This is a genomic window from Streptomyces zhihengii (assembly GCF_016919245.1).
Lineage (GTDB): Bacteria > Actinomycetota > Actinomycetes > Streptomycetales > Streptomycetaceae > Streptomyces > Streptomyces zhihengii.
This window is the reverse complement of the sequence record NZ_JAFEJA010000002.1, coordinates 2092349-2114911: the sequence shown is the minus strand read 5'-3', so window position 1 is coordinate 2114911 and position 22563 is coordinate 2092349. Positions and strand designations below refer to the sequence as shown.

The following is a 22563-nucleotide window of genomic DNA, read 5'->3' as shown; positions in this document are numbered from 1 at the left end:
CCCTAGGACTGCGAGCGGAAGGCAAGGAAACAGGCGTCGGCTACACCGGTCCACAGCGCGCACGGCACCTCACCGGAATTGAGGCCACCAAGAGCCAGGTTTCTGCCGGCCGCGACGATCGTGTCCTTCAGATTGGGAAGTTGATCGGCAAAAATGTGGGGGTCGACCAGCAGCATCAGGTCGAAGAACGCATCGACCTCGTCCGGGCACCGTACGGATCACGAGACCCTCGGGGGACGTCGGGGTGGGGCGCTGCTTCACCTTTCTGGGGTGCCGGTGCAGCGTGGGAGTTGGGGCTGGGCATGGCGGGGTGCCTTCCGGTCCGTCTCGGGGGCGGGCCCACACCAAGACTGGCCGGGCCCGGGGTACGGCCGGACCGTGACCGGGCAATGGGTTAACGGGGCAACACTCATGTCTCCCCCGGGCCAACACCCGACCCCGCGCCCCCGCCCGGGGACACGAGAAGGCCGTCGTACAGAGGTGCCCCGCCCTGGCCGGCCGCTGGGCGAGCCCGGCCACAAGGCAGCATCCCCGCGCGTGCGGGGTCGACGAAAACATGCCGGGCGCTGCGCGGCTGCGGCCCGAGGGGGCAGGTGGGGTGGTCACCGCCCTCTCCGGGCAGCTGGAGCGAACATGGGGTGAGGCAAGAGGCGCAAAGGGCAGGGGGGCCCGCAGGGTCGGGGGTGTCCTGGTCCTATCTGGCGGGGCAGTGTCGGGCGATCGGGCTTCGGGAGCGGGGCGGTGCGGCCGTGCGCCCCGGAACGCTGTGACCTTGGGGCGGGTGGCGTCCTGCTGGCCACAGAGCTCCACTCCCCTCTGGTCACGCGTGTCTTGAGCGACGGGCCGGCGCGGTGCCGCCGGGACGGGCGCGGGCGGGCGGTGTCGACCGTGTGGTTCTTAAGCGAGGGCTGGCGGAGCGTCGACACCGGTCGGCATAGCGGGCGAGCGGGTCTGGTGGGCGGGGAGCGTGACCGTTATGACGGCTCCCTCAAAAGTCGTGCGGCAACAGGCGCTGGCGAGGACGGGACGGGCGTGCGGTGGGCCCGGGGGGACGGCGGTGGCCACCATTCCCCCGGGCCGGTATCCGTGCCCTGAAACCAAGGTGTGGAGCGCTGCGAGGCAGCGGCCCGGGGTGTGGTGGTCAGGCGCAGAGGGCAGGTGTGGCAGCTGCGGCAGGGTGGAAGAACACGTCACCGACGAGCCGCGAGTGGAGGGTGACGACGCCGGTGGGCAGTTCGAGGTGGACGCTCACGGTGCGGGTGCGGGTGATCTGTCGGGCCAGTTGGCGCAACCATGGCCCGGTTACCGTCTCGGTGTACGTGAACGCACCGTCACGCAGGCTCAGAGGGCGACTGCGGCTGGTGTAGCGGTCGCCTGTGATCAGACTCGTCTCGGTAGGGGCAAGCCGGTGGACCAGGGCGAACCGGTGGCCCGGCTGGTGCCGGGTGTGCCACCAGCCGGTGACCGTTCGGTCGTCCAGGACAAGGCTGCCCGGCCCCCCGGGGACGATCCACCAGCCGTCGTGGCGCATCCACTCGTTGCCCAGCGGGCAGCTGGCGCTGTCGCCGTCACGGAAGGGCGGCAGCGTGGTCTGCGTGCGGCCGGTGCGGGCGAGGGTGAAGAAGTCGGCGGCCGCGATGCGGGGGCTGTCGGAGCGGACCGGGCAGGCGGGCGTGGCCGGGGCGGTATGCGGAGCGGCGGCCGTCGCGTGGGCGGGCGCGGGCATGGGAACTCCTCTGCAGGGGCGGCGTGAGGTGTACGAGAGCGCATCCGCCTGGCTGTCACCGGCGGAGCTCGACCCACCCCACGGCTGGGCCGGGGGCGGGAGCAGCGTTCTCGATGGCCCACACGCTCGCCTGGGCGATACCAAGCCCCACAACACCCGGGTAAGAGACCGAACCGGGATCGGGACGACACGAGGCAACCGGGGGTGACAACGCCGAGGGCCCGCCCCATGGTTGTGTCCAGGGGCAGGCTTTCGGGTGTGCGGTAGGCCGGTCAAGAGGCGAGGCGCCGACGTGCGGGGGTGGCTCTGCCGAGCGTCCAGAGCACGTCGTCGATGTGGCTCCGGTCCGAGGCTGTATACCGAGTCGCGGTAGGGGATGACGCGGACGTGGATCAGCCGCCCAGCGACCAACTGCGCACTGACCGCGACCTTGACGGAGGTCACAGTCTCGGCGGTCCAGCGGGGAACAGCGCGCGGTACTCCACGTACTCGCGGCCGAGATTGGTGATCGCTGAGTCGGAAAACTGGTGGCCGACCATGGACGCGCACTCTCTCGCAAGCAGGAACCGGCTGCGGAGCCAGTAGAGGCGGTCGCCTTCCGGCCACACGGCTGCGGACCAGACGACCTCCCAGTCGTGCCCGGCCTCGACCGGGGCGGCAACGTAGGTGTTGAACTCGCGCAGCAAAATGTCTCCGAGCCGGCCGCGCTCCTGCATGTTCGACACAGCTAATCCTCCATGCGGGTACCGGCAAGCTCGACCAGGAGAAGGCGCTCCACTGCGGGAACGTCGCCGCGGCGTGCCGGGTTGTGGGGCAGAGCTCCGGCCAAGCCGCGGGCAGCCGCACTGAAACCTGCGGGGGTGGACATCATCGGTCTCTTTCTGTCGGTCAGGAGGGCTGGGAGGAGTCCTGCGGCCCCTCCCCCAGCCCCGGACGAGGAGGCGGGCTCACTGTCGTCGGGCGATCGGCAAACAACGAGAAGAGGCCCGGTACAGGGGCCGAGGGCCGGAGCGGCAGGGTGAAAGGGCGGCATCCCCGGCACCTGCTCGGGGCGGCATCGGGATTGCGCGCGCTCCCAACATGGACCGGCCCTGGCATCGCGAGCGATGCCAGGGCCAGAATCTGGAGCCGAGGTCGGGGAACCGTGCAGGAGGTCAGGCCGGTTCGGGGGCCAGGCGAGTCGTGGCGTCTACGTGGCGGCCACGGTCTCGCTGGCGGTCTCCTCGCCAGCCAAGGGGGATACCCCATTCGTTTGGCCTCTGTTGTGCGGCACACCTCTGGCACTGAGGCTTTTCCACCCTCACTCTGACGCGTGGTGAAGGACGAGGACGGCCTGGATGATCGCTGTGGTGCGGTTGGTTCTTCAGCGGAGCTCCGCAGGAGGCGCCAGCCCTTCAGGGTGGCCGTGGCCTGCTCGCCGAGGCAGCAGGTCTTGGCGTGGGTGCTGTGATAACGACGTTGCCACTGCTTGAGGCGTCGGTCCCGAAGCGGGACCCGGCCGGGCCCGCCGGCGCCTTGATACGCCTTGTTCGCCCAGCATCTGAGTCCTGCTCCGGTGAGGGCTTCGATGATCCCGTGCTGCCTGGCGGCGGTCAGGTCGTGAGCCGAGCCGGACAGCACCTGAGAGACCCAGCGCAGCCGTCCGAATGGAGCGGTGAGGGCCTGCACGTTCATGCCGTGCCGCTTGTGGGTGTCGACGGCGATGGGTTGATCGGCAGCAAGGTGCTCGAGGATGACAAACGCCTTCTCCTGGATCGTCCGCATCGCCCCAGCCAGGTACAGGGCGAGACCGGCCAGGGCCTCGACGACTTCACGAATCTAGCGGCAAACGGTCGCGTTCCCGACGCCGAACCCGGCGGCCAGCTGGACGTAGGTGTGCACCGTGGGTGGGCCAGGGCAAGCAGGGCCTGTCGCGAGGCGGGAAGGTGCCGCCAACGCGTACCGATCTCCTGCCTTCAGCCGCCTTGTCAGGTACCGCATGCTGTGGCTGGACAGATCAATCGCCGACGGGTAGACAAGCACGCGAAGCTCCTGGCAGACGCGGGTGATCTTGGTCGAGAACCCGCCTACCAGGAGCTTCGACCTTATTCAGGCCCGTCCAACTCGCGGTCAACGCCGCCAGCTCAGAAGGAGCCCTGTGCCTCGCCCCCCGAACGCTGGAGCCGTCACCCCGGGCCGGTGTGGTCCGCCGGCCAGGGGTGACGCAGGGGTACGGCTGCGGCGTGCGACGGCTGGTCAGCCGGCTGCGGGCGTGGGTGCCGTGCGGCTGTCTGGGTAGTTCACGGCTCGTCGGTGATGAGGTCGAGGAGTTGGTCCGACGTGAGCGTGGCGAGGTCGACGGAGCGGTCTTCGAGGACAAGGCGTGCCGTCGATTGTTGCGTCTGGAGTTCTCGGGCGCGCTCGATGAGTTCGCCGGCGCGGCGCCGTTTACGGATTCGGTCGGTGATGTCCGCGACGGCGAGCATGGCCGAGGGGATGGACAGGATGAGGGCGGTCAGCGAAATCGGATCGACGGCCTTGGCGTCCGGATCCTTCACGGGTTCCCCTGCCCGGACGGGCTCGGCGGGGTAGCCCCAACTCGCGGCCAGCTCGCTGATGCTCTTCCCGGCGGCTTCGGTGTCCGTTCCGACAAACTCGATGATCATGATTCGTTGTCTCCGTCGTCCGTGGACTTCAGCAGTTCATCAAGCTGGTTGACCTGGTCCGTGAACCCGATCTTGGCGGCGGCGGCTCGGGCTGCCTGAAGCACCTGCCGCGCCCGGCCATGCTCCCCGCTATTGAGAAGCAGCTGTCCCCAGGCCGCCCCGACAACCGCGATGCCGTCGGCTCGCTGAAGCCCTTGAAGGAGCTGAAAGGAGGTGTTCAGCCTTGCTGCCGCCGACGCGAGATCCTGACGGCTCAGATCGATGCGCGCAAGGTCCCAGTTGGCTGCGGCGACGCCATCCACATCACCAAGCCTCTCATTGACCTCCAAACGCTTGATCTGCAGTTCGCGGGCCTCGTCCGTCTCCCCCCGCTGCTCGAGGATGTCGGCGATCTGCCCCCAGGTGACCGCGGCAGCGCGGGTGTCGCTGATCCGCTCGTACACGGGCAGTTCGACCTCCCGCCGGATCCGCAGCGCCTCGTCCGTCTCGCCGCGCTGCTGGAGGATGTCGGCGATCCGCCCCCAGGCGATCGCAGCGGCGCGGGTGTCGCCGATCCGCTCGTACACGGGCAGTTCGACCTCCCGCCGGATCCGCAGCGCCTCGTCCGTCTCGCCGCGCTGCTGGAGGATGTCGGCGATCTGTCCCCAGGTGACCGCGGCGGAGCGGGTGTCGCTGATCCGCTCGTACACGGGCAGTTCGACCTCCCGCCGGATCCGCAGCGCCTCGTCCGTCTCGCCGCGCTGCTGGAGGATGTCGGCGATCTGTCCCCAGGTGACCGCGGCGGAGCGGGTGTCGCCGATCCGCTCGAATACCGGGAGGGTGACCTCCCGCCGGATCCGCAGCGCCTCGTCACCCTCGCCCCGCTGCTGGAGGATGTCGGCGATCCGCCCCCAGGTGATCGCGGCCTCGCGGGTGTCGCCGATCCGCTCGTACACCGGGAGGGTGACCTCCCGCCGGATCCGCAGCACCTCGTCCGTCTCGCCCCGCTGCTGGAGGATGTCGGCGATCCGCCCCCAGGTGACCGCGGCGGAGCGGGTGTCGCCGATCCGCTCGTACACCGGGAGGGTGACCTCCCGCCGAATCCGCAGCACCTCGTCACTCTCGCCCCGCTGCTGGAGGATGTCGGCGATCCGCCCCCAGGTGACCGCGGCCTCGCGGGTGTCGCCGATCCGCTCGTACACCGGCAGTTCCACCTCCTGCCGGATCCGCAGCGCCTCGTCCGTCTCGCCGCGCTGCTGGAGGATGTCGGCGATCTGTCCCCAGGTGACCGCGGCGGAGTGGGTGTCGCCGATCCGCTCGTACACCGGCAGTTCCACCTCCTGCCGGATCCGCAGCGCCTCGTCCGTCTCGCCGCGCTGCTGGAGGATGTCGGCGATGTGCCCCCAGGTCATGGCGGCGGAGCGGGTGTCGCCGACCCGCTCGTACACGGGCAGGGTGACTTCCCGCCGGATCCGCAGCGCCTCGTCCGTCTCGCCGCGCTGCTGGAGGATGTCGGCGATCTTCCCCCAGGTGATCGCGGCGGCGCGGGTGTCGCCGGCATCGGTGTAGAGCTGACGTGCCTGGTTGAGCAGGCTCTCGGCCTGGTCGGTCTCGCCGCGGGTGATCAGGCGGTTGGCGTGGTCGTAGAAGAGCGCGGCGCGGTCGGTCGGGTTGGTCTGCTCGTTGCTTGTCTGCTGGATGGCGCGGTCGAGGAGAGTGTCAGCATGGTCGCCGTCGCCGCATGTCACGGCTGCGTCGAGGACGGCCCGCAGCAGAGGGACAGGGACTTCGTGGTCATGGCGGTCGAGGAGGGTGATCGCTTGGCGGCCCAGTTCGGCGGCGATGGCGGCGGGCCCCTGGCGTAGTGCGCTCACGGCGCCGGTGGCGCAGTGGGCGGTGATGGCCGGATGGTTGGCGGCCAGGGCGAGTCGGGTCAGCTGCAGGTCGAGGTCGCTGTCGCGGTCTGGGCGGGGTGTGGTGCCGCCCCACTGGGTGTAGAGCTTTTCGACGGTCAGGGTGGCCAGGGCTGTCCGTTCGTCTTCGGTGAGGGGAGCGAGGCGGCCGGCGGCGAGGGCGTTGACGGCGAGTGCGGGGCGGTCGGGGTGGCGCTGGTCGGGGAACGTGTCGAGGAGGCCGAGGCCGCACAGGCGGGAGGCCGTGCCGCCGACGGCCTCGGCGAGGGTGTCGACGACCGGTTGCGGGACCGGGACGGAGAAGAGGGTGCAGGCCTGCAGCAGGGCGCGGTGCGTGGGCCCGGCCTGTTCCAGGAGGGTGTCGAGGGCGAGGTTCTCCAGGAAGCTGCTGACGTCGGCGTTGTCGGCGGGGAGGTCTCCCTGGCGCAGGTAGGCCTCCATGTCGGTCACGGCCGCCTCGGCGCGGGCTTGGTCGACTTCGTTGCTGTAGACCAGGCGCAGGCCGATCAGGTCCTGCAGTCCGGGGTTGCCGCGGCTGATCTCCATTGCCCGACGGGCCAGATCGGCCCGCTCGGCCACGTAGCCGACCGGGGCGAGTGCCTCCTGGCGGCGCTGCAGTTTGAGCCGGGCTGCCTGCGACAGCGGCTGCAACTGCACCGGCTCCAGTGTTTCTTCCAGTGCGTCGAGGGTGAAGGTGAAGCGGCTGGTGACGAGTAGGCGGCTGTCGGTCCGGGCCGGATCGCACGCGGCCAGCACATCGGCGACGACACCGGCATATCTCGGGTCGAGCCGGTGCGGACCGTTCTGGTCGGCGATCAGGATCTGCTCCAGATCGTCGATGATCAGAAGGAGCGGCTTGCGCACGTCGTCGCGCTCCTGGGCGCACGGTCCGGCCAGCAGATCAGTCAAGAGAGTTCGGAGGCGGTCGGGCTGTTCGCGAACCTCGGCGCGTCCGCCCTCGATGAGCGCGCGGGCTTCCGGGTTGGCGGTGACGGCGTCGGCGACGGCGTCGAGGAGCGCCCCGGCGGAGTAGTCGCCGAAGACGACCGCGACGTCCCGGTGGGGGTGGCGGTCGGCGATCCGGGCGGCCAGGCTCGACTTGCCCAGCCGGCCCTGTCCATGGAGCAGGACCCCGCCTCGCTCCCCACCCCGCAGTGCCCGCAGTGCCCGTTGCATCTCCGGACGGCGGCCGACGAACATCTTCGCGTCCGCGACACGCAGTTGGTGCTTGCGGTCCAGGAACCTCTGGGTCGCGTGGTGCGCGGGCACCATCTGGCGCTTGCGGGTCCCGGCGACCAACGGCCCGCCGCCTGCCGGTCCCAGCCACAGCCGCGCCAGATGCCAGTCCGCCCGCACCCGCTCCTCGGCGTGGTGCAGGAGCTGGTGGCGGGCGACGGCGACGGCCTCGGCCAGGTCGACGCGGCGGCTGAGCTGCTGGTAGAGGTGCTCGGCGAACAGGGTGGCGGCCCGGTCGCTGACCGACCCGTCCCAGCCGATCACCGCCGGGACCCCGGCCGTCACCAGCCCCGTGGCCAGCGAGTGCGCCACCGGCACCGGGGCCGGGGCCTCCGCACCACCGCGGCGGCCGGCCCCGGCGGGCAAATGCCCGGCCACGTCCGAACCCGTGGCGGTCAGACAGGCCGACACGAACGCGAGCCTCGGACGCGGAGTCAGCAGTCTGAGCAGTTCTTCCGCGCGCGTCGGACGCCCTTCGCCGAGGTCGTCCTCCATGAGCAGCACCGGCGCCGGAGCCCCGTCCGGCGACTCACGCCAGTTGTGCAGCCCGTGGCAGGACAGGTGCACCACCGGCATCCCGCCCAGCTCGGACAGTCGCCGGCCGAGGTGCTCGGGGTTCCCGGAGTCCTCGACGACCAGGTCGAGGCTCGTCGCCCCGGCAGCCTGCAGGATCGCCAACTCCTCGGCCTCGAAGTCCAGCTCGTGCTGACCCCGCGGCGACGACGCCATGAACGCCACCCCGAGCCGGAACCCCTCCAGATCTGGCGCCCGCCCGGGACGCCCTAACCGGCGCACCACCGCGAACGACGACAACTCCCCCGCCAGGAACCCGCCCTCCGGCGCGGCCAACAGCTCGAAGGGGGCGCGCAGCAGCGCCCACGCCGCCGCAGACGGTCGTGCGGACGCCCTGACCTCGAAGACCAGCGGGCTCTGCGCCTCGTCGCGCAGCCGGGTCAACTCACCCCGCTCGCCGTCCAGCCACCGGTACAGCTCCCGCCCCACCGCGAGCAGCTCCTGCTCTCTCGAACCCTTGCGCACGGCGTCCACGTACCGGGCGGCCACCGCGTCGAGCAAGTCCACATCAGCGCTCTGCACCATCCGACGGGATCCGACCCGTCGGTCATCGACGACAAGCTCGAACCCGTCAGCGTCCGCCACCACCCCTGTGACCATGCGTCATATTAACGTCGCAGGGAGCCACCGCTGTCTGCCTTTCAGCGAACTCACCCCACTGAAGTGAGCCGCCAGGCACCGGCACAGACTCGCCGTAGAGGTGGACGAGACGGCGCCAGGCGGACCGAGCGCTGCCCCGCAGCGCAGGCGCGCAGCGTCCGCGGACGCCGCGGATTCGCCGCGCGCGACCCGGGCGGCTCAAGGTCCGCCGACGCGTTGGGCTGCGGGTTCCCTCCCAGCCTCCACTCCCGCCATGCCCTGCGCGGGACTGAAGAGCCCAGCTCGCCGCGGGATTCGGCACCAGCATGACCACGGCCTACCGCTACATCGCCGAAGCCGTCGACCTCCCCGCAGCCCTGGGCCCACGCTCCACTCAGCCGTCCGCGAAGCGTCGAGGAAAGCGCTTGTCCTGCTCGACGGCACCCTGCCGACCGACCGTCTCGCCGCCGACCGACCGTTCCACTCAGGCAAACAAGGCATGAACGTCCAGATCCTCGCCGACCCGGCCGGCCGCCTGCGGTGGGCCTCACCCGCGCTACGGCACATTCGCGCCTCGGTCTCGGCTCGGGTGCAGCGTCGCGTGGGCCCGGCTGGAGCGGTGCAGACCGGGCTCAGCGTCGTGAGGCAGCCTCCGCACACACACCTGATGTTTCTCAAAGTCACACAGCTCTGACCGGGAACCCCGTGGAATCCGCTTTAGGCAGCATGGAATGCTGACCCGTCTTGGATCTTCGATTTGCAACGGGGCTGATCAGGGTGGGGTACACCGTTCCCGAGGGCGTCGACACGATGCTGGACGTCGCGGGCGTGGGGGTGGCCGAACGTGACGAGGACGCGTACCTCGACATGGCGGACGCGTTTTGGGAGTTCGCGGACGACGCGGGCGCGGCGCACGGCCACATCCAGCAGAATCAGGATCGAAGGACCATCCTCATGACCAGCCCAGAAGTACGTCAGCTGCTGGAATCTGCGCGGGCCCTGCTGCCCCAGGAAACGGAGTGGGACGTGATGAACTCCGTCCCTACCGGGTACGCCGGCCCGGTGGACGCCACTGTGCCCGACGCGTACCGGGAGTACCTCGGCCTGGCCGACGGCGGCATTTTCAGCACCATGGCCCTCTTCGACGCCGACCACGCCGCAGGCAACCAGTTCCTCGCCGATCCCGTGGACGGCGCGCCCGTCACCTTGGGCGGGCAGGACTGGTTCTGCCTGGGCAAGATCTACGAGGACCCGGTGTTCCTCAAGCGGGCGGACGGCACGGTCTGGGGCTTCCCCGACCAGGGGATCAACTGGTGGCAGAGCGACGTGTTCGAGAAGTGGGCCGACGACCTGGATGCCTTCCTCCGCAACACCGTCTTCGGCCCCGGCTTCCGCACCGTAACCGGTGCCGACGACGAGGACCCCTGGTGGCAGGTACTGCGCGAAATGGGACGCGTCAGCAGGTAGCGACAGCACCAGGTAGCTCGCCTGTGCACCGTCGGCCGCACAAGGCTTGATGCAGCCCTGCGTTCCGGTCGCACGTTACGCGGGGCTGCCTTACCTTCATGACTCGGTCTGTCGCGCCCGGAGTAAGGACGCGCCGGACCTTTGCGATTCGGCCTTTCTCTGGCCGCTGACCCACACCTGGCGCCTGGCGGGGCTGTCGGTACCGGACACCCGCACGCTGCCGTTCAACGATTTCCACATGGCGACCACGCGGAGGAGACGACCTGATTTCGCGAGGACGGCCGCCACACACAGAGGAATGAGGCCTGACTCCGGACCAGTTGTCACGTGTCCGAAGCGCCGCGCCCGAAGCGGGCACGCTCAACACAGGGCGCCCGCGTGGGCGGCGAATCGGGACAGCCGCTGATCCCCGACTCGCGGCCCGCGCTCGGACGGCCATAGGGCCCGGCCGGTCGAATGCCGCATCCGGGCCGGGCCTCGTTGATCCATTCCTCGATCGTGCGGGGTGTCCAGTGCCAGGCGGTCAGCACGCTGCGGCGCTTGGGCGGTGAGCCCTTCTTGGCCTTGCCGTGGCGGACCAGCGGGGTGCCGTACTCGCCGACCTCCCGGCCCGCCGGATTGTGTCCGAAGTCGGTGAGATCCAGCATTCGGGTCTCGTTGCGGCGCAGCTTGTAGGCGTGCGCGATCATTCAGCAGGGCAACGTCCCGAAGGGCCGGCAGCCAGCCCTTGCGGCCCTTGCGGCGAACGCGCAGCACCTTCTCGTCTGCGTGATCGGAGCAGGTCGCGGGTGGCTGCAATGGCATCGGTGGGGGCACCATCGATCGCTGCCGCTGCCCCGTCTCGCCCACGTCTGCGGATGCCTCATTGCGGGTCCGGTTCTTGGGAAGGGAACGCTTCGTACAGGGCGTCGGCGTGTACCGCGTCCCACTGGCTGATCAGCAGACGCTCGATCCCGCTGTCATGCTTGTGCAGTTCGACTTCTTGGCCCCTGTCGAGCTCCACCCGCACCTGCGGATTCCCGCAGACCGCTCTGGCTTCGCCGCGCATGATCTCGAAAAAGATGCCACGTATGTTGTAGCGGAGGTCATTTCCTCGATGACGCAGCACCCTCACTCGGCGGTCGGTCAGGAGGAGGGACGCCCGCCGTGGGACCAGACCCCACAGCGACCGTCCGTAGATCACCGCACAGCCGGCCATCATCCGCTCACCCTCGGGAACCCATTGCTCCAGGCGTTTACGGTCCACCGACCACTTCGCAGCTTCCATGATCATCTCCGGCATCCCTCGAACGGCAACGCAACGGTCCGCTGACCGTCTACCCGGGAGCAGTCCATCAACCGGCGGTCGGCGGCTCCCGCAGAGTCGGCTTCCCCACCCGCCGCGCCGAACGGGCCGCAAGTGATGCCACTGTTCGCCCAGTGCCGGAAGCTGATCGCTCGCGCGGAGGAGAGAGCTGCGGCGCCGGTGATCTGGAACAGCGGGGCACGTTGGGCACAGCATGCAAAAGACAATGACGGCGAAGCCGGCTTCCGCACCTCTCCCCGTCGCTGCTGCGCGTCGTGCAGCATGTCGGCCTGCATCATGCGGGAGCGGAGCAGCTCTCCTACTGCATTTCGAGACACACGTTCGCTGACGCCGACTAGCATCGGCCTCCTCAACTGGACTACCTGGGGGCAGATGTGGCGGAGTGGGATGTCAAGGGCGTGCTGGGGAGCATCCATTTCGACGGTGCGTGGGTCAGGATCACGAAGAAGGAGATCGGGAAGGCTCCTCGGCCCTTCCGCCTGCGGGCCGCTGACGTTACCGGCACCCGGCTCAAGCCCGCCACCACGCTCTTCCACGGGTACGTTCAGTTCCTCGTACCGGGCAGCGACCCAGCAGAGGAATCCCGGAGCCTCTTCTCGGGCGGCCGGCCCCCGGACTCGGACCCGCACAGTCTGTCGATCCCGAAGAAGAGTAGCGACGATGCGGCCAAGCTGGTGGCAGCGGTCGGGCAGGCGCGCGCTTGAGAATGAATCCCTTCACCAGGCGCGCATTGCACTTCTCCGGGAAATGGGCAGACCGCGCAGACAGCGCGAACCGCGTGTACACCCCTGCCCCTGATGCCCCATTACGATTCCGTGCGGCCGTGGGTCGCTCCGCGTACTTCTTCTACATCAGGCAGCAGCGAACATGGGCGTTTCTCACGGTTGCCCTCGCGGTGAACGTTTGGTTGTTGTTTGGTAGCGCCAAACACGTGCTCGCGGACGAGCGCTTCATCGCAGCCTGGGGTGCAGTGGAGTGGAAAGCTCCCGAACCGCCGGTGTCGTGGGTGGCCGAGATAGCCGGTGGAGTGCTCATTCCGATCCTCGGGGCGCTGGCCGCGCAAAAAGCGAGCCGGAGGGGAAACGCTGTGTGGTTGTCGCGCCCGGACTCTGCTCGGGACCCGGGGCCCACCGCCTTCTTGTGTGGCCTGTTGCTCTACAGGTCAGCATTGGCTTCAGTGGCACCGCCTGCCCGGCGCCCTGCCGAGATAGGGGCCGTTGACGAAGCGGCTCGGCTTGTTATCCGTGCCCTTCTGAAAACTCCGAGGGAAACGAATCGATTCGACACCGGATCCCCCAGGAAGAAGCATGCCAAAAAGCACATCGCCCTGGTGGCCGCAGCAATTCAGCAGGTTCGTTCACGGCTGGACACAGACCCCGAGGCCGCCGCAACCGAGATGGCACGCGTGGCACGCAAGATCGGAACGCGCTATGCGGAATGCCGGTGGGGGCAACTTCTCGATGACGATCAGCTGGAGAATTTGGAGCCGTTACGAAACTGGGAGTTGCTCCGCGTCGTCGGTACGAGCGTCGTGATAGGCGCTGCTGCCCTGGGCATCGGCTTGCTCAATCCACCGGGGCGGCAGTGGTCCCCGTGCTCGTCGGAACGGTCGGGCTCATCACCGTAAGCCTCGTCTACGGGGCGCGCCGCCACAGCCCATACGACGCCTTGGACTCCATGCGGGGCATCCAGCGTCCGTGATGATCAACCGGTGCCGAAGGTGAGGGCCACGACGACCGCTCCTGTGCTGACCGTGAACGGAGAGCGGAAGCCAACCCCGGTTCCGGGTTCGCTGTACATCTCGCCCTGGACGCGAACCTGGTCCGTGGGGTGGATGACGCTGCCGAAGGGGCAGTAGACCCGCAGGCCAGAGATAACCTGCTGGCGCCTTTGGGTGTCCTCGTTCCGGCCGGCGCCGGTCTATCGGTTCAATCGCACATCCGGGAACTTGGATCTCCTTGGTGGCTCCGGGGACACCGTTGCCGTACACGTCTTCGGTGAGCGGGCCGGGCGGACGATCGTGATCGTCTCACCGTGCGGGAGCGCGTGCGGGGGTGACTTCGCATCAAGGAAGTACCGAAGCTCGGTCTCCGGACCATCCCCGCGCGTGCGGGGTCGACGCCGAGCGTCGAACGGCCGGCGTCATTCCGTCCGGGGCTTCCCCGCGGACGCGGGGCCGACGCGGCAAGGGCACGGGTGGCGTCCTCCGCTGGCGAAGCATCCCCGCGGTCGCGGGGCGACGAAGCCGAAGTGGATCTACAGGATCATCAACGCCCTCGCGACCTTCGGCACCTACAGCGAGGACGCGGCCTTCAAGGGCGCCGTGCCCTTCCTCCCCCGCCCTCGCGATACCTCACATCCCCGCATGGAGCAGAGATCATGGCCCGTATCCACCCGCCACCACCCCCGAGACCTCAGCACGTGAGGTGATGCTGCCAGCGGAGGGAGGGGTGCCCGTCAATCCAATAGGTGTGGGCCTGCTTCGTGACGCGAAGCCGCACTGCCGTGATGTCAGGGCGGCCTGCGTCCCTCCAGGTGGTGAGGGTCTGTTCGACCGTGTCCCACAGGGCCACCGGGCCCCCTTGACGGACCGTCCAAGCGTCGCCGCTCTGCACGAACGAGGCGAAGGACTCGCGGTCGGGGTTGAAGAGGTACAGCAACCGGTTGCCCTCCTTCGATGTGGCGCGGGTGAAGTGCGTTCCGGGGGCGGCGAGCTGTGTGAGGAAGGCCGGCATCCACTCTTCAAGCAGCAACGGGGGCAGTTCGGTCTCGCGCTCGCTGTCGGCGTAGGCGGTGCGGGCAGACAGGTCGCCAGCGATCGGTACCTCAGCCTGGGAGCGGGCCTGCATGAAGGAGCTGCGGCCGATGATCTGGCCCTCGGCGGTGCCGTCGGTGGCAACGGTGACCTTCGCCAGGCCGGTTCCGTAGTGCCATGAGCCGCCTACCGTGGCCAGGACGACGCCACCAGGCTTGGTCTGCCTGATCCAGGTGTACGGGATACGGCGTACCGCGCAGGTGGCGATGACGCGGTCGTATGGGGCGCGGCGGGGGTGGCCGAGGAGTCCGTCGCCGGTGACGGTCCAGGTCGAGTATCCGGCGGTTTCCAGGGCGGTGTCGGCGCGGGCGGCTACGTCCGGGTCGACTTCGACCGTCGTGACGTTGTCTTCTCCGAGGCGGTGGCACATGAGGGCGGCAGAGTAGCCGGTCCCCGTGCCGATCTCGAGGATCTGGTGGTCGTCCTCCACGTTGAGTTCTTCCAGCATGTCCACGACGGTGACTGGGGTGGTGGACGAGGAAGTCGGGGAGCCTGTCACGGTCCCACTGGCCTGGTCGGCGGTGAGATGTCCGTCGAGCTGAGTGGTCAGAGACTCGTCGCGGTAGGCAATCTGCGCCCACGCATCTGGGTCTGTCCCATCTGCGGTCACCGGCCTCCAACCTCCCTCTGCTGGTAGGAACACGCCGGGGTGTAGGAACAGCTCGCGCGGTACGGCCTCCACGGCTTCCCGCCAGCGGGGGGTAGAGAGGACGCCTGCTTTCGTTAGGCGCTCGGCAAGAGCGCGCCGCTCGTTGGTGGTGCCGGTCATGGGGCAGCTCCTTGCGTTAGCAGGTCAGCGAAGGCGGCGGACATGCCGAGGCCGGTGCGTTCCTCCAGCCATCCCCACTGTCCGTTCGGGTTCAGTTCCAGCCACCAGAGGTCTCCGGTTTTGTCCACGGCGAAGTCGAAGCTTCCCGACACCAACCCGAAGTGCTTCAAGTAGGCAAAGAGCATTTTCTCCACACGATTGGGCAAGTCCACGACACGGTAAGCGAGGTTCGAGTAGTTTTTGCGCCAGTCCAGCATTCCGGACTCGATATGGACAGCAAACACATCACGGCCGACGATCAGCACGCGCAGATCGCCTGTTTTGTCGACCACGGTCTGGAAGAGATGCGGTACTACCGAGACCCTCTCGTCGATCTCGGTCGCCGAGACACGGTCAGCCCACCCGGTGACGGGCACACCGTCGCGCTGGTAGGGCGTCCACCGGAGCGTCTTGAAGATCACCTGTTCATAGCTACTGACGAAGCAGCGTGCTTCGTCCGGGTCGTTCGTGACAAGAGTGGGCGGTACTCTCAGCCCGAGGCGCTGAGCGACAGCGAGCTGGGCGGGTTTGTAGTCGGCTGCCGCGTTGCGCAAGGGGTGGTTGACCCACAAGGGCCCGTCGAGTGCATACAGTGTGCCGGCAAGTCCGTAGCGGGTCTGCGCCGCAGCAAACCGGGCGTCGTCATGTTCCAGGTCGGCGAAGACCGGCCATACGGGACGGCGCCAATACACCGACCTAACCTCGGCCAGGTCTACAGTCCGCGATGGGGTGCGAAGCTGCCCGGCCACGGAGGCCGGGCCACCCCCGAATCGAGCGGAGACCGTCAAAGCCGCCCCGATGTCAGCTGGATTGAACCTGGCCACTGGCACCTTCTGTCGGTTCAATGCGGTGATCACCATGTCGGCAGTAATGTCATCCACCTCGGTGACCACCAGCACCGGCCTCCTATCGGACATTCGTCAGTCCTGCTCCGAGTCTTGATCGTGTCCTTGGTCGGGCGCGGAGTCCGAGTTCGTAGTCGTACTCGTCTCGGTGCCGCTGCTGGTGCCGTGCTTGCCCATATCGATCACCATGCCGAGGTGGTCGGTGAAAATACCAAGCTGGGTGGCGGGGTCCAACGTGACCGACGCATGAGGTCGGTGGGCGACCGTCGGAAACGGCGCGAGCCGATCGGCCCCCCAGGGACGCCCGATAGGGTCAACTGAGGCGGACATATTAACCTCCTTAATTGCGGTGGTTGTTGACAATTCGAACACCCTGATCGCTGCCGCTGGAGAAAATCGGACTGATCGCGGGAACGGAATAGGTCACCAGGGAGCGCATCAGGCATACACCCAAGCAAGGTTGCACGACGATGTTCCACCATGGGGCACAATCAAGGGGGAAACAGCTTGGGAGTACGCAGCTGACGGCCTGCTGCATGTCTGGGGCATGACGACGGGGAGACAGCCTGCCTCAGACACAGTTCACCGTACGACCCTTCGAGCGAGTCGAAGCGCAGATGGCGAAGAAATGTCCGAAACCCAAGCTCCGGCGAACCCCCCCCTCGTCCCGGCAGCGACATACGGGCCGCACCGCGGCCCGCGTGCGCCGCGGGTACTACACCCGCGCAGAGCTAGTTTCCGGCAGGAAGCTCCAAGCACGGCGCGGGCCGTCCCCGCGCGTACGAGGTCGACCCCCACGTAGTCGGCCAGGTGCTCGCGTACGCCGGACCATCCCCGCGGGCGCGGAGCTCACCCCCCTGCCGGTCTTCGGCGTCTTTCGGTACGCGCGTGCCCGCAGTGCGGAGGAAATGCCAAACCGGCAAGGGGTGTTGGCTGGCCCGGGGCACCGCCCGGGCGACGTATCCGGGACACTTCTTTCAGATCGGGGTCATCACAGATCCGAGGCGTCGATCCAACAGATTGTCGCCACCAGGTCGGGAGCCTTTTCAGCTTCTTCGGCTGCCAGAAGTGCCCAATCCCGACATTCGACCACGATCCGATCCCAGGGCAATTGGCGATCGATGTCCCAGTCGATGCCCGGGCCTTGGCGCCAGAAGGCCCCATTGGTCGGCTTGATCTGCCACACCTGGAAATAGAGCACCGCCTGACCGTGAGCGGCAAGATCCTCTATGACCTCGGCGAGGTGAGCCGTCGGCCATGCCAGGTCCAGGTTCCCCAGCGAGGCCCGCAGCGCAGCAGCCCGGGGCGGGATCACGAGCGCGCGGGCACCGAGATCCGTCAGCGCCCAGCGAAGTGCCTCTCCTTCGCTGTCATCGGGGGCTTCCCCTCGCTGCCGAAAGGCTTCATAAGCTCGTTGAAGCTCGGGCACTGCACGCTGGATCTCCAGGCCCGTCAAGGCTTGGGCAGCCCATTGGCGAACAGTGGCGTTCTCGCTGTGCAACAGGTCGATCAACACGTCTCCCGGTCGCGGATCCTTCAGCGCAGTGAAGACCTCGATGGCGCAGAGCTGCCCGAACGCCCCCAGGTGAGGCACTGCCGCGATCAACTCGTCCAGCACCTCTGGCCCCATGGCGATCAGCGCATGCTGGGCGTCTTCTGCCACTTCGCTCGAATCAGCATCGAGCTCGCCAACCCGCTGAGCAATCGTGCCGTTCATGGCCACGGAGTCTGGCCCATTGCGTCCACCGCGACCAGTCGATACTCCAGGCACGTCGCGCCCACGACAAGTGGGAGCCTTCGGCACACATGAGAGGGACCGTTGCGGATTCGCGCCCACGGACGGCCGCGGTGGCCATAGGGTCGGTGCTGGCCCGTGCCGGTCTGGAGTGCGTGGGCCAGGACCTGGTGCCTCTCGTGCAACCGCGGGGAGGCAGTACGACCGGGCCGACATCGTGCCGCCCCGCCAAGAGCGCTCTGGTTCTGTGCGGGGCGGCCGTATGCCCACGCCGCTACCCGCTGGCCTTCGGGCGACGCCGTCCGAAAGCCGGATCGAGGAGGAACGCGTGGGGAAGGCCCTGGCGCGGCCTACGCTTTCGCGAGCCTGGTGGGAGAAGGAGCTTACGCTCCAGGCCGGAACCGAGAACTCGGCCGTGCGCCGGCTGCGAGACCTGCTCGCACGGCAGGAAGCATGCTCCGGGCGGGAACTGCGCAACCTCCGCCGGGTTCTTCGGGACCGCCACGACCAGGCCGTATGTACCGTCGTTACCGTGACTCTCGCCTCCACCTGCCCCGTCGGGCACAGCCTCTGGGGACAGGTGTGCGTCCTGACCGCCGGACACGACGGCAGGTGCCCTGACTGGGGCACCACGCCGGAAGGGCCCTCGCATGGACCGGCGGTGCCCTCATTGCGTTCTGAGCCAGAAGGTGGGCGTAACCCAGCAGACGCGCGGTGCGTTAGTGGAACGGCGCTTGTCCCTTTTCGGCCTCACGGGGCGGGCAGCCATGGGGCCCTGGAACCTGCCCGGTCGCCAGGGCCCTATCAGCGCACAGTTTCGTGTTCGCGGGCCACGTCGACGCGCGCTCCGCGGGCCGGGACCCGGTGCGTCTGGTCGAGGCGCAGACCGGCCACGGCCGCGGTGGTCCGCCCTCTGGTCGGCAGCACGGCCTGCCGCCCCGCTTCCAGTACCGGCGTTGCGGGCAGCGGCGACCGCGCACCGGGCAGCAGCGCCGGGTGGCCTGGGCCCCGTCGAACGATGCAGCAACCGCCTCAAGGAATGGCGGGGCCTGGCCATGCGGACTGACAAACTCGCTATCGCCGACCAGGCCGCACTCCACCTTGCCGCGATCCTCGTCTGGACCCGACGCTGACGACTCAGGCGCGCTCACTGCCGCCTGGGGGGAACTCATTGCCGTCGCGGTCAGAGACCGTCGCGAACCAGGACGTGGCCCAGACGGTGAGACAGTCGGTCTCGTGGATCGTCTCGAACGGGTGGTCATTCCACGTCCCGTACGAGGTGACGTACACAGCCTCCCCGGGCTTCAGCCAATAGTCCTGCCCGAACGGCTCAAGCCACAGCTGCAAATGCTCCTTGCCGTCGTTTTGCACCAGTAGCGGCACCGGGTTCCCCAGCTGCTGGATCGCCTCAAAGCTGAGGTCCCCAGCCTGGGGCATGTTCGTCTTCAGCGGATCGATGATCCGGTCGATGTCCGCCCGCTGAACTGAGTCCTGTCCGTCCACATGACCATTGTGGCCCCGCACAGTAGGCAGCTCCAACTGCTCTGCGCGTCAAGGAGACACGGCCTAGCTGCCGGTGGTCGACGGCTGCCAGCAGTGCCGGGGAGGCGGCGCGGTCGCGTCGATACGGTGCGCGAGGACCGGCGGCGGAACGACCCGGCGGGCACCAGGGGGCGCGGCGGATGTCCGGCAATGCTGGAGGCCGGCCACCGGGTCGACCACAGCGGCCTTGCCGTGATCCACCAGTACCGTCTCCGGAACGGCGACGACGCCCCCGCATCCGCCCCTCCAACGCGGTGACGTCGATCAGCACCGATCGCGGAATGCCGTCCTGAGGCCAGAGAGCATGCGCCGACCAGTCCGCCCCCGCGGGCCGGGCGGCAGGCGGAATGCTTCGGGGCCGGGTGCCCTGCGAGTGGATCGAGGCCAGGGCTGCTGGCGCGGGCGCTGTCACGGCTCGCGGCTGTTTTCTGCCGTCGCAGGGTCGCTGGCTTCGGCGTCGTCCAGGGCTTCGCGCATGGCGGTGACAGCGGCGTCGGCGGTGCCGGCGTCGATGCGGCGCAGGTGGGCTCGGCGCTGCGGGGCACGCAGGGCGTCGGCGTGCGCGTCTGTGTCAGGGCTGGGTTCGTGGGGCTGGGTCATGGCGGTGCGCTCCCGTCGCTGTGCCGCACGGTCCGATTGGTGCGGCGGGTGGCTGCTGGGGAGGTTCTTGGGCGGCGCGTCCGGGGCCGGCGCGGAGGGTGGCGGAGGGCGCGTTGCCGTAGGCGGCGCGGTAGGCCGCGGCGAATCGGCCCTGGTGGGCGAAGCCCCATTTGGTGGCGATCGCGAGCACGCTTGCGTCGGGCGTCGCGGCGACGAGCTCGCTGTGGGCGTGGGCCAGTCGCACGCGGCGCAGGTAGCCGAGCGGCGTGGTGCCGGCGTGGCGGCTGAAGGCGTACTGCACGGCGCGGGGAGTGACGCAGACGGCGGCGGCGATGTCGGCCACAGTGATGTCGCGCTGAGCGTTGTCTGCGATGAAGGCCATCGCCCGTTCCAGCGTCTGCGGGCCCCTGTTCGCAATGTCGGCCCCGGCGGCCCGCATGGCGAGCGTGGTGTTCGGCAGAGTGGCCAGGACGACGGCTTCCAGATGCCGCACACCGGTCGTGACCACCAGACCGCTCGCATCCGGATCGGCGAGGACCTGGTCGCGCAGGAAGGACACGGTCGTACCCAGCCGCAGGTTGGCCGCCGCGTCCAGCGGCCGCTGCCCGGTCAGGCGCACAGGCCCGGCGGGGCGGGGATCGTGGTCGTGCGTGGCGACCTCGTCCAGCACAGCGGCGTCGAACGTGGTGATCGTGCAGCGTGCTGCACGCAGCTCGCCGGTGCCGGGCCGGTCGGGCGGAGCGATGAGGAACGTGTGGCCGGGGCCGTAGGTGTCGTGGCGGCCGCCGGTCGTGTCGACGACGGCGCCGCGGTGGACAGTGATCAGACATACCTTGCGCGAGGCGGCCGCGTCGTAGGAGACCGTGGCATCGACATCGAGCCGGTCGACGCTCAGCCCGCCCGCCGACGCCCGCACCGCGCCCACCTCCTGGCCGTGCCCCTCCATCCGCAACGCAGGGTGCACCTGGGACACGAGCTCCCGCGTCTGTGCACGGCTGCGGAACTGCAGCGACCTCATGATCACGTCTCCTCACGCCCGGCCACGGCTCCGTCGCTCGTGACGCTACGCCCCCCGCCCGAGGGACGAAACCGCCCCTCTGAGGGGATAACAGCCCCCGCAGCAGGGACCCGCGCCCTGCGGCCGGAAGGCAAACCATGGCGCCAGGGGCGCGGGCCTGCTCTTCACGTCGTGTGACGTGCACTGCTACAGGTTGCTGTCCAGCCCCAGCTGCCCTGCGTGCCCCGAAAGGTCTCCCGGGCGAGGGTGGACTCAGCACCGAGGGTCCGCCACCGTTTCCCCACGAACGAGTGATGGTCTCCACGAGGCACACACATGTGCGCCACACCCCTCGTGCGGCACGGCGGCTGTCCGGGACTGAGGCAGCGGGAGCTCAACACAGGCGACCGTCCTGGCCGGCCAGCGACAGCGTGCGGGGGTATTCATCGGTACGGGCCGGGAGCGGGTCCCGCTGGGCGCACAAGACGGGACCCGTCCCGTGAACGAGGACGCCAGCGGCACCGCCGGTGCGCCCGCATATGAGCAAGCGCACCAGCCACTCGGCGCCGCACCCTAGGGGACACCGGAAGGATGCGGCCGCGAGCAACGGCACAGCCGCTGACGCTCTCGCCCCGCATGCACCGCGCGCCCTACACACACGGCACACAACCCCTATTTTCGCGCCGAACAGCACAGAGCGCCATGAATCTCGCCGCCCTCCTCGCGCCGCGGGGCGCCGGCCACTCCCCCAGCGCCGGCGGACTGCGGCACGCTGAGAGGGTGAGCGGTAAGGAGGCGGCGGTAATGGGCTACACCGGCCTCACCGCACAGCCCCGACGATTCGTCCTGCGGTTGCTCGACGGACATCTCGCCCTGTTCGCAGACGTGCCCAAGGCACCGGCCCGGGCGGTGGAGACCTGCCTGACCGGCCCGGACCGCTCAGACGCCTCCCGGACAGCACCGCCTGCACCGGCATCCACGAGTCGCTCATCGTCGAACTGGCGGGCCGGCCCGCCTCAACGGCACGGCCGAGGTCCGGCGCAGCCGCCGGTGCGCCGCGGGAGTGAACAGGACTGCGCAGCACCCCGGAATGGCCACCGGCTGTCGCTTCACGCGGCACGATGGCGGCGCTGTCACATCAACCGTCTCCCCGGGTGACGTGACACGTCCCGGGGCTCCCTGACCTCCCCGTCGGAGGCCCCGGGCACCCGGCCTGTGCGAGCAGCCCGTCCCGAGAGTGCAGGACACGATGGCGCTGGCCAGCTTTCCCTTCCCGCAGGAGCCCGTCCTCGACGCCTCTACCGAGCACGGCGTCCGGTCCTTCTCCTGTCCGGTGACGCCGGCCACGCCCACCGGGCCACCCTCGAAGCCGCTTTCGCCGCTGTCTGGGACACCGGCCGCCGCCTGGTCGTCGACGTCACCCAGCTCGCCTACGCAGGGGAAACCCTCCAGGGCCTACTGCTCACCACCCGCACCCGCACCGGACTCGTCCTTGCCGGCACCCCGCCATCCGTCCTGTGACAGCGGATCGCCGTCGCCAACACCCAGCGCTTCCTGCCCACCGCGCCGGACGTCGCCAGCGCCATCATCCTCGTCCGCACCCTCTGCCCCCCGGCGGCGGTGCGCAGCCGGCTGGCCCCCGCCCGGGACCGGGTGACCCCGCAACCAGTCCCCCGGGCGCGGCTCGACGCCGGAGCCCGCGCTGGTGAGAACCGCGGTCAGCGCGATGCCGAGAGCACGGTGCAACCCTTCCGACTCCTCCGAGACGAGGTGGGCGTCGGCCTTGCGCGCAGCAGA

General features: G+C 69.0%; 17 protein-coding genes and 3 pseudogenes. 5 read left to right on the top strand and 15 right to left on the bottom strand.

The genetic code is table 11. The features are described from left to right. Positions 1 to 2 precede the first annotated feature (2 nt). The 6 genes and pseudogenes from JE024_RS36740 to JE024_RS36715 all read right to left on the bottom strand — a co-directional run bounded on the left by JE024_RS36740 (position 3) and on the right by JE024_RS36715 (position 8597). Entirely contained in the window at positions 3 to 176 is a 174-nt protein-coding gene (locus JE024_RS36740) for a hypothetical protein (protein ID WP_205378163.1), read from the bottom strand. 965 nt (positions 177 to 1141) lie between these two features. Beyond that, positions 1142 to 1726, bottom strand: a complete 585-nt coding sequence (locus JE024_RS36735) for a hypothetical protein (protein ID WP_205378162.1) — start codon at positions 1724 to 1726, stop codon at positions 1142 to 1144. A gap of 440 nt (positions 1727 to 2166) precedes the next feature. Beyond that, positions 2167 to 2451 carry a hypothetical protein gene (locus JE024_RS36730; protein WP_205378161.1) on the bottom strand — a complete coding sequence of 95 codons (285 nt, stop codon included), beginning with the start codon at positions 2449 to 2451 and terminating at the stop codon, positions 2167 to 2169. Between the two features lie 575 nt (positions 2452 to 3026). Then, positions 3027 to 3748, bottom strand: a pseudogene (locus JE024_RS36725) (transposase family protein). 257 nt (positions 3749 to 4005) lie between these two features. Next, entirely contained in the window at positions 4006 to 4371 is a 366-nt protein-coding gene (locus JE024_RS36720) for a hypothetical protein (RefSeq protein ID WP_205378160.1), read from the bottom strand. Further along, positions 4368 to 8597 (bottom strand): CHAT domain-containing protein, encoded by a 4230-nt coding sequence (locus JE024_RS36715; protein ID WP_244883503.1) that lies wholly within the window; start codon positions 8595 to 8597, stop codon positions 4368 to 4370. The genes JE024_RS36720 and JE024_RS36715 overlap by 4 nt, the downstream gene beginning before the upstream one ends. Positions 8598 to 8947: 350 nt before the next feature. On the opposite strand from JE024_RS36715, the pseudogene JE024_RS36710 reads away from it, so the two are divergent. Together JE024_RS36710 and JE024_RS36705 are read left to right on the top strand one after the other, a co-directional pair. After that, positions 8948 to 9210, top strand: a pseudogene (locus JE024_RS36710) (IS5/IS1182 family transposase); the annotation flags it as partial. A gap of 185 nt (positions 9211 to 9395) precedes the next feature. Continuing rightward, positions 9396 to 10118, top strand: a complete 723-nt coding sequence (locus JE024_RS36705; protein ID WP_205378158.1) for a hypothetical protein — start codon at positions 9396 to 9398, stop codon at positions 10116 to 10118. A gap of 323 nt (positions 10119 to 10441) precedes the next feature. Here JE024_RS36705 and JE024_RS36700 read toward each other — a convergent pair whose 3' ends face one another. Beyond that, positions 10442 to 10807 carry a hypothetical protein gene (locus JE024_RS36700; protein ID WP_205378157.1) on the bottom strand — a complete coding sequence of 122 codons (366 nt, stop codon included), beginning with the start codon at positions 10805 to 10807 and terminating at the stop codon, positions 10442 to 10444. 173 nt (positions 10808 to 10980) lie between these two features. Continuing rightward, positions 10981 to 11391: a hypothetical protein gene (locus tag JE024_RS36695; protein ID WP_205378156.1), complete on the bottom strand. Its 411-nt coding sequence runs from the start codon at positions 11389 to 11391 to the stop codon at positions 10981 to 10983. A gap of 407 nt (positions 11392 to 11798) precedes the next feature. On the opposite strand from JE024_RS36695, the gene JE024_RS36690 reads away from it, so the two are divergent. Together JE024_RS36690 and JE024_RS36685 are read left to right on the top strand one after the other, a co-directional pair. Then, a complete protein-coding gene (locus JE024_RS36690; protein WP_205378155.1) occupies positions 11799 to 12128 on the top strand; it encodes a DUF4429 domain-containing protein in 330 nt (109 codons plus the stop codon). Positions 12129 to 12247: 119 nt separating this feature from the next. Further along, entirely contained in the window at positions 12248 to 13051 is an 804-nt protein-coding gene (locus JE024_RS36685) for a hypothetical protein (RefSeq protein ID WP_205378154.1), read from the top strand. A gap of 787 nt (positions 13052 to 13838) precedes the next feature. Here the strand turns inward: JE024_RS36685 and tgmC are convergent. The 4 genes from tgmC to JE024_RS36665 form a co-directional block, all read right to left on the bottom strand. Continuing rightward, positions 13839 to 15008 carry an ATP-grasp peptide maturase system methyltransferase gene (tgmC, locus tag JE024_RS36680; protein WP_205378153.1) on the bottom strand — a complete coding sequence of 390 codons (1170 nt, stop codon included), beginning with the start codon at positions 15006 to 15008 and terminating at the stop codon, positions 13839 to 13841. Next, the gene (gene tgmB / locus JE024_RS36675) at positions 15005 to 15964 is read right to left on the bottom strand and encodes an ATP-grasp ribosomal peptide maturase (RefSeq protein WP_205378152.1); all 960 of its coding nucleotides are present in this window, start codon (positions 15962 to 15964) and stop codon (positions 15005 to 15007) included. Before tgmB ends, tgmC begins: the two co-directional genes overlap by 4 nt. 3 nt (positions 15965 to 15967) lie before the next feature. Beyond that, the gene (tgmA, locus tag JE024_RS36670; protein ID WP_205378151.1) at positions 15968 to 16222 is read right to left on the bottom strand and encodes a putative ATP-grasp-modified RiPP; all 255 of its coding nucleotides are present in this window, start codon (positions 16220 to 16222) and stop codon (positions 15968 to 15970) included. A 661-nt stretch (positions 16223 to 16883) separates the two neighbouring features. After that, positions 16884 to 17609, bottom strand: a complete 726-nt coding sequence (locus JE024_RS36665) for a HEAT repeat domain-containing protein (protein ID WP_244883502.1) — start codon at positions 17607 to 17609, stop codon at positions 16884 to 16886. 1028 nt (positions 17610 to 18637) lie between these two features. On the opposite strand from JE024_RS36665, the pseudogene JE024_RS36660 reads away from it, so the two are divergent. Then, positions 18638 to 18760, top strand: a pseudogene (locus JE024_RS36660) (IS5/IS1182 family transposase); the annotation flags it as partial. Between the two features lie 4 nt (positions 18761 to 18764). Here JE024_RS36660 and JE024_RS36655 read toward each other — a convergent pair. The 3 genes from JE024_RS36655 to JE024_RS36645 form a co-directional block, all read right to left on the bottom strand. Then, on the bottom strand, positions 18765 to 19130 hold the full coding sequence (locus JE024_RS36655; protein ID WP_205378150.1) for a hypothetical protein: 366 nt from the start codon (positions 19128 to 19130) through the stop codon (positions 18765 to 18767). A gap of 447 nt (positions 19131 to 19577) precedes the next feature. Then, positions 19578 to 19769, bottom strand: a complete 192-nt coding sequence (locus tag JE024_RS36650; protein WP_205378149.1) for a hypothetical protein — start codon at positions 19767 to 19769, stop codon at positions 19578 to 19580. Then, the gene (locus JE024_RS36645; RefSeq protein ID WP_205378148.1) at positions 19741 to 20787 is read right to left on the bottom strand and encodes a helix-turn-helix transcriptional regulator; all 1047 of its coding nucleotides are present in this window, start codon (positions 20785 to 20787) and stop codon (positions 19741 to 19743) included. Before JE024_RS36645 ends, JE024_RS36650 begins: the two co-directional genes overlap by 29 nt. Positions 20788 to 22563: the final 1776 nt, after the last annotated feature.

Excerpts from the sequence above, each read along its gene's own strand:
- JE024_RS36740 (WP_205378163.1), bottom strand. The coding sequence starts at position 176 with ATGCTGCTGGTCGACCCCCACATTTTTGCCGATCAACTTCCCAATCTG.
- JE024_RS36735 (WP_205378162.1), bottom strand. The coding sequence starts at position 1,726 with ATGCCCGCGCCCGCCCACGCGACGGCCGCCGCTCCGCATACCGCCCCG.
- JE024_RS36720 (WP_205378160.1), bottom strand. The coding sequence starts at position 4,371 with ATGATCATCGAGTTTGTCGGAACGGACACCGAAGCCGCCGGGAAGAGC.
- JE024_RS36715 (WP_244883503.1), bottom strand. The coding sequence starts at position 8,597 with ATGGTGCAGAGCGCTGATGTGGACTTGCTCGACGCGGTGGCCGCCCGG.
- JE024_RS36700 (WP_205378157.1), bottom strand. The coding sequence starts at position 10,807 with ATGATCGCGCACGCCTACAAGCTGCGCCGCAACGAGACCCGAATGCTG.
- JE024_RS36695 (WP_205378156.1), bottom strand. The coding sequence starts at position 11,391 with ATGATCATGGAAGCTGCGAAGTGGTCGGTGGACCGTAAACGCCTGGAG.
- tgmC (WP_205378153.1), bottom strand. The coding sequence starts at position 15,008 with ATGACCGGCACCACCAACGAGCGGCGCGCTCTTGCCGAGCGCCTAACG.
- tgmB (WP_205378152.1), bottom strand. The coding sequence starts at position 15,964 with ATGTCCGATAGGAGGCCGGTGCTGGTGGTCACCGAGGTGGATGACATT.
- tgmA (WP_205378151.1), bottom strand. The coding sequence starts at position 16,222 with ATGTCCGCCTCAGTTGACCCTATCGGGCGTCCCTGGGGGGCCGATCGG.
- JE024_RS36665 (WP_244883502.1), bottom strand. The coding sequence starts at position 17,609 with ATGAACGGCACGATTGCTCAGCGGGTTGGCGAGCTCGATGCTGATTCG.
- JE024_RS36650 (WP_205378149.1), bottom strand. The coding sequence starts at position 19,769 with ATGACCCAGCCCCACGAACCCAGCCCTGACACAGACGCGCACGCCGAC.
- JE024_RS36645 (WP_205378148.1), bottom strand. The coding sequence starts at position 20,787 with ATGAGGTCGCTGCAGTTCCGCAGCCGTGCACAGACGCGGGAGCTCGTG.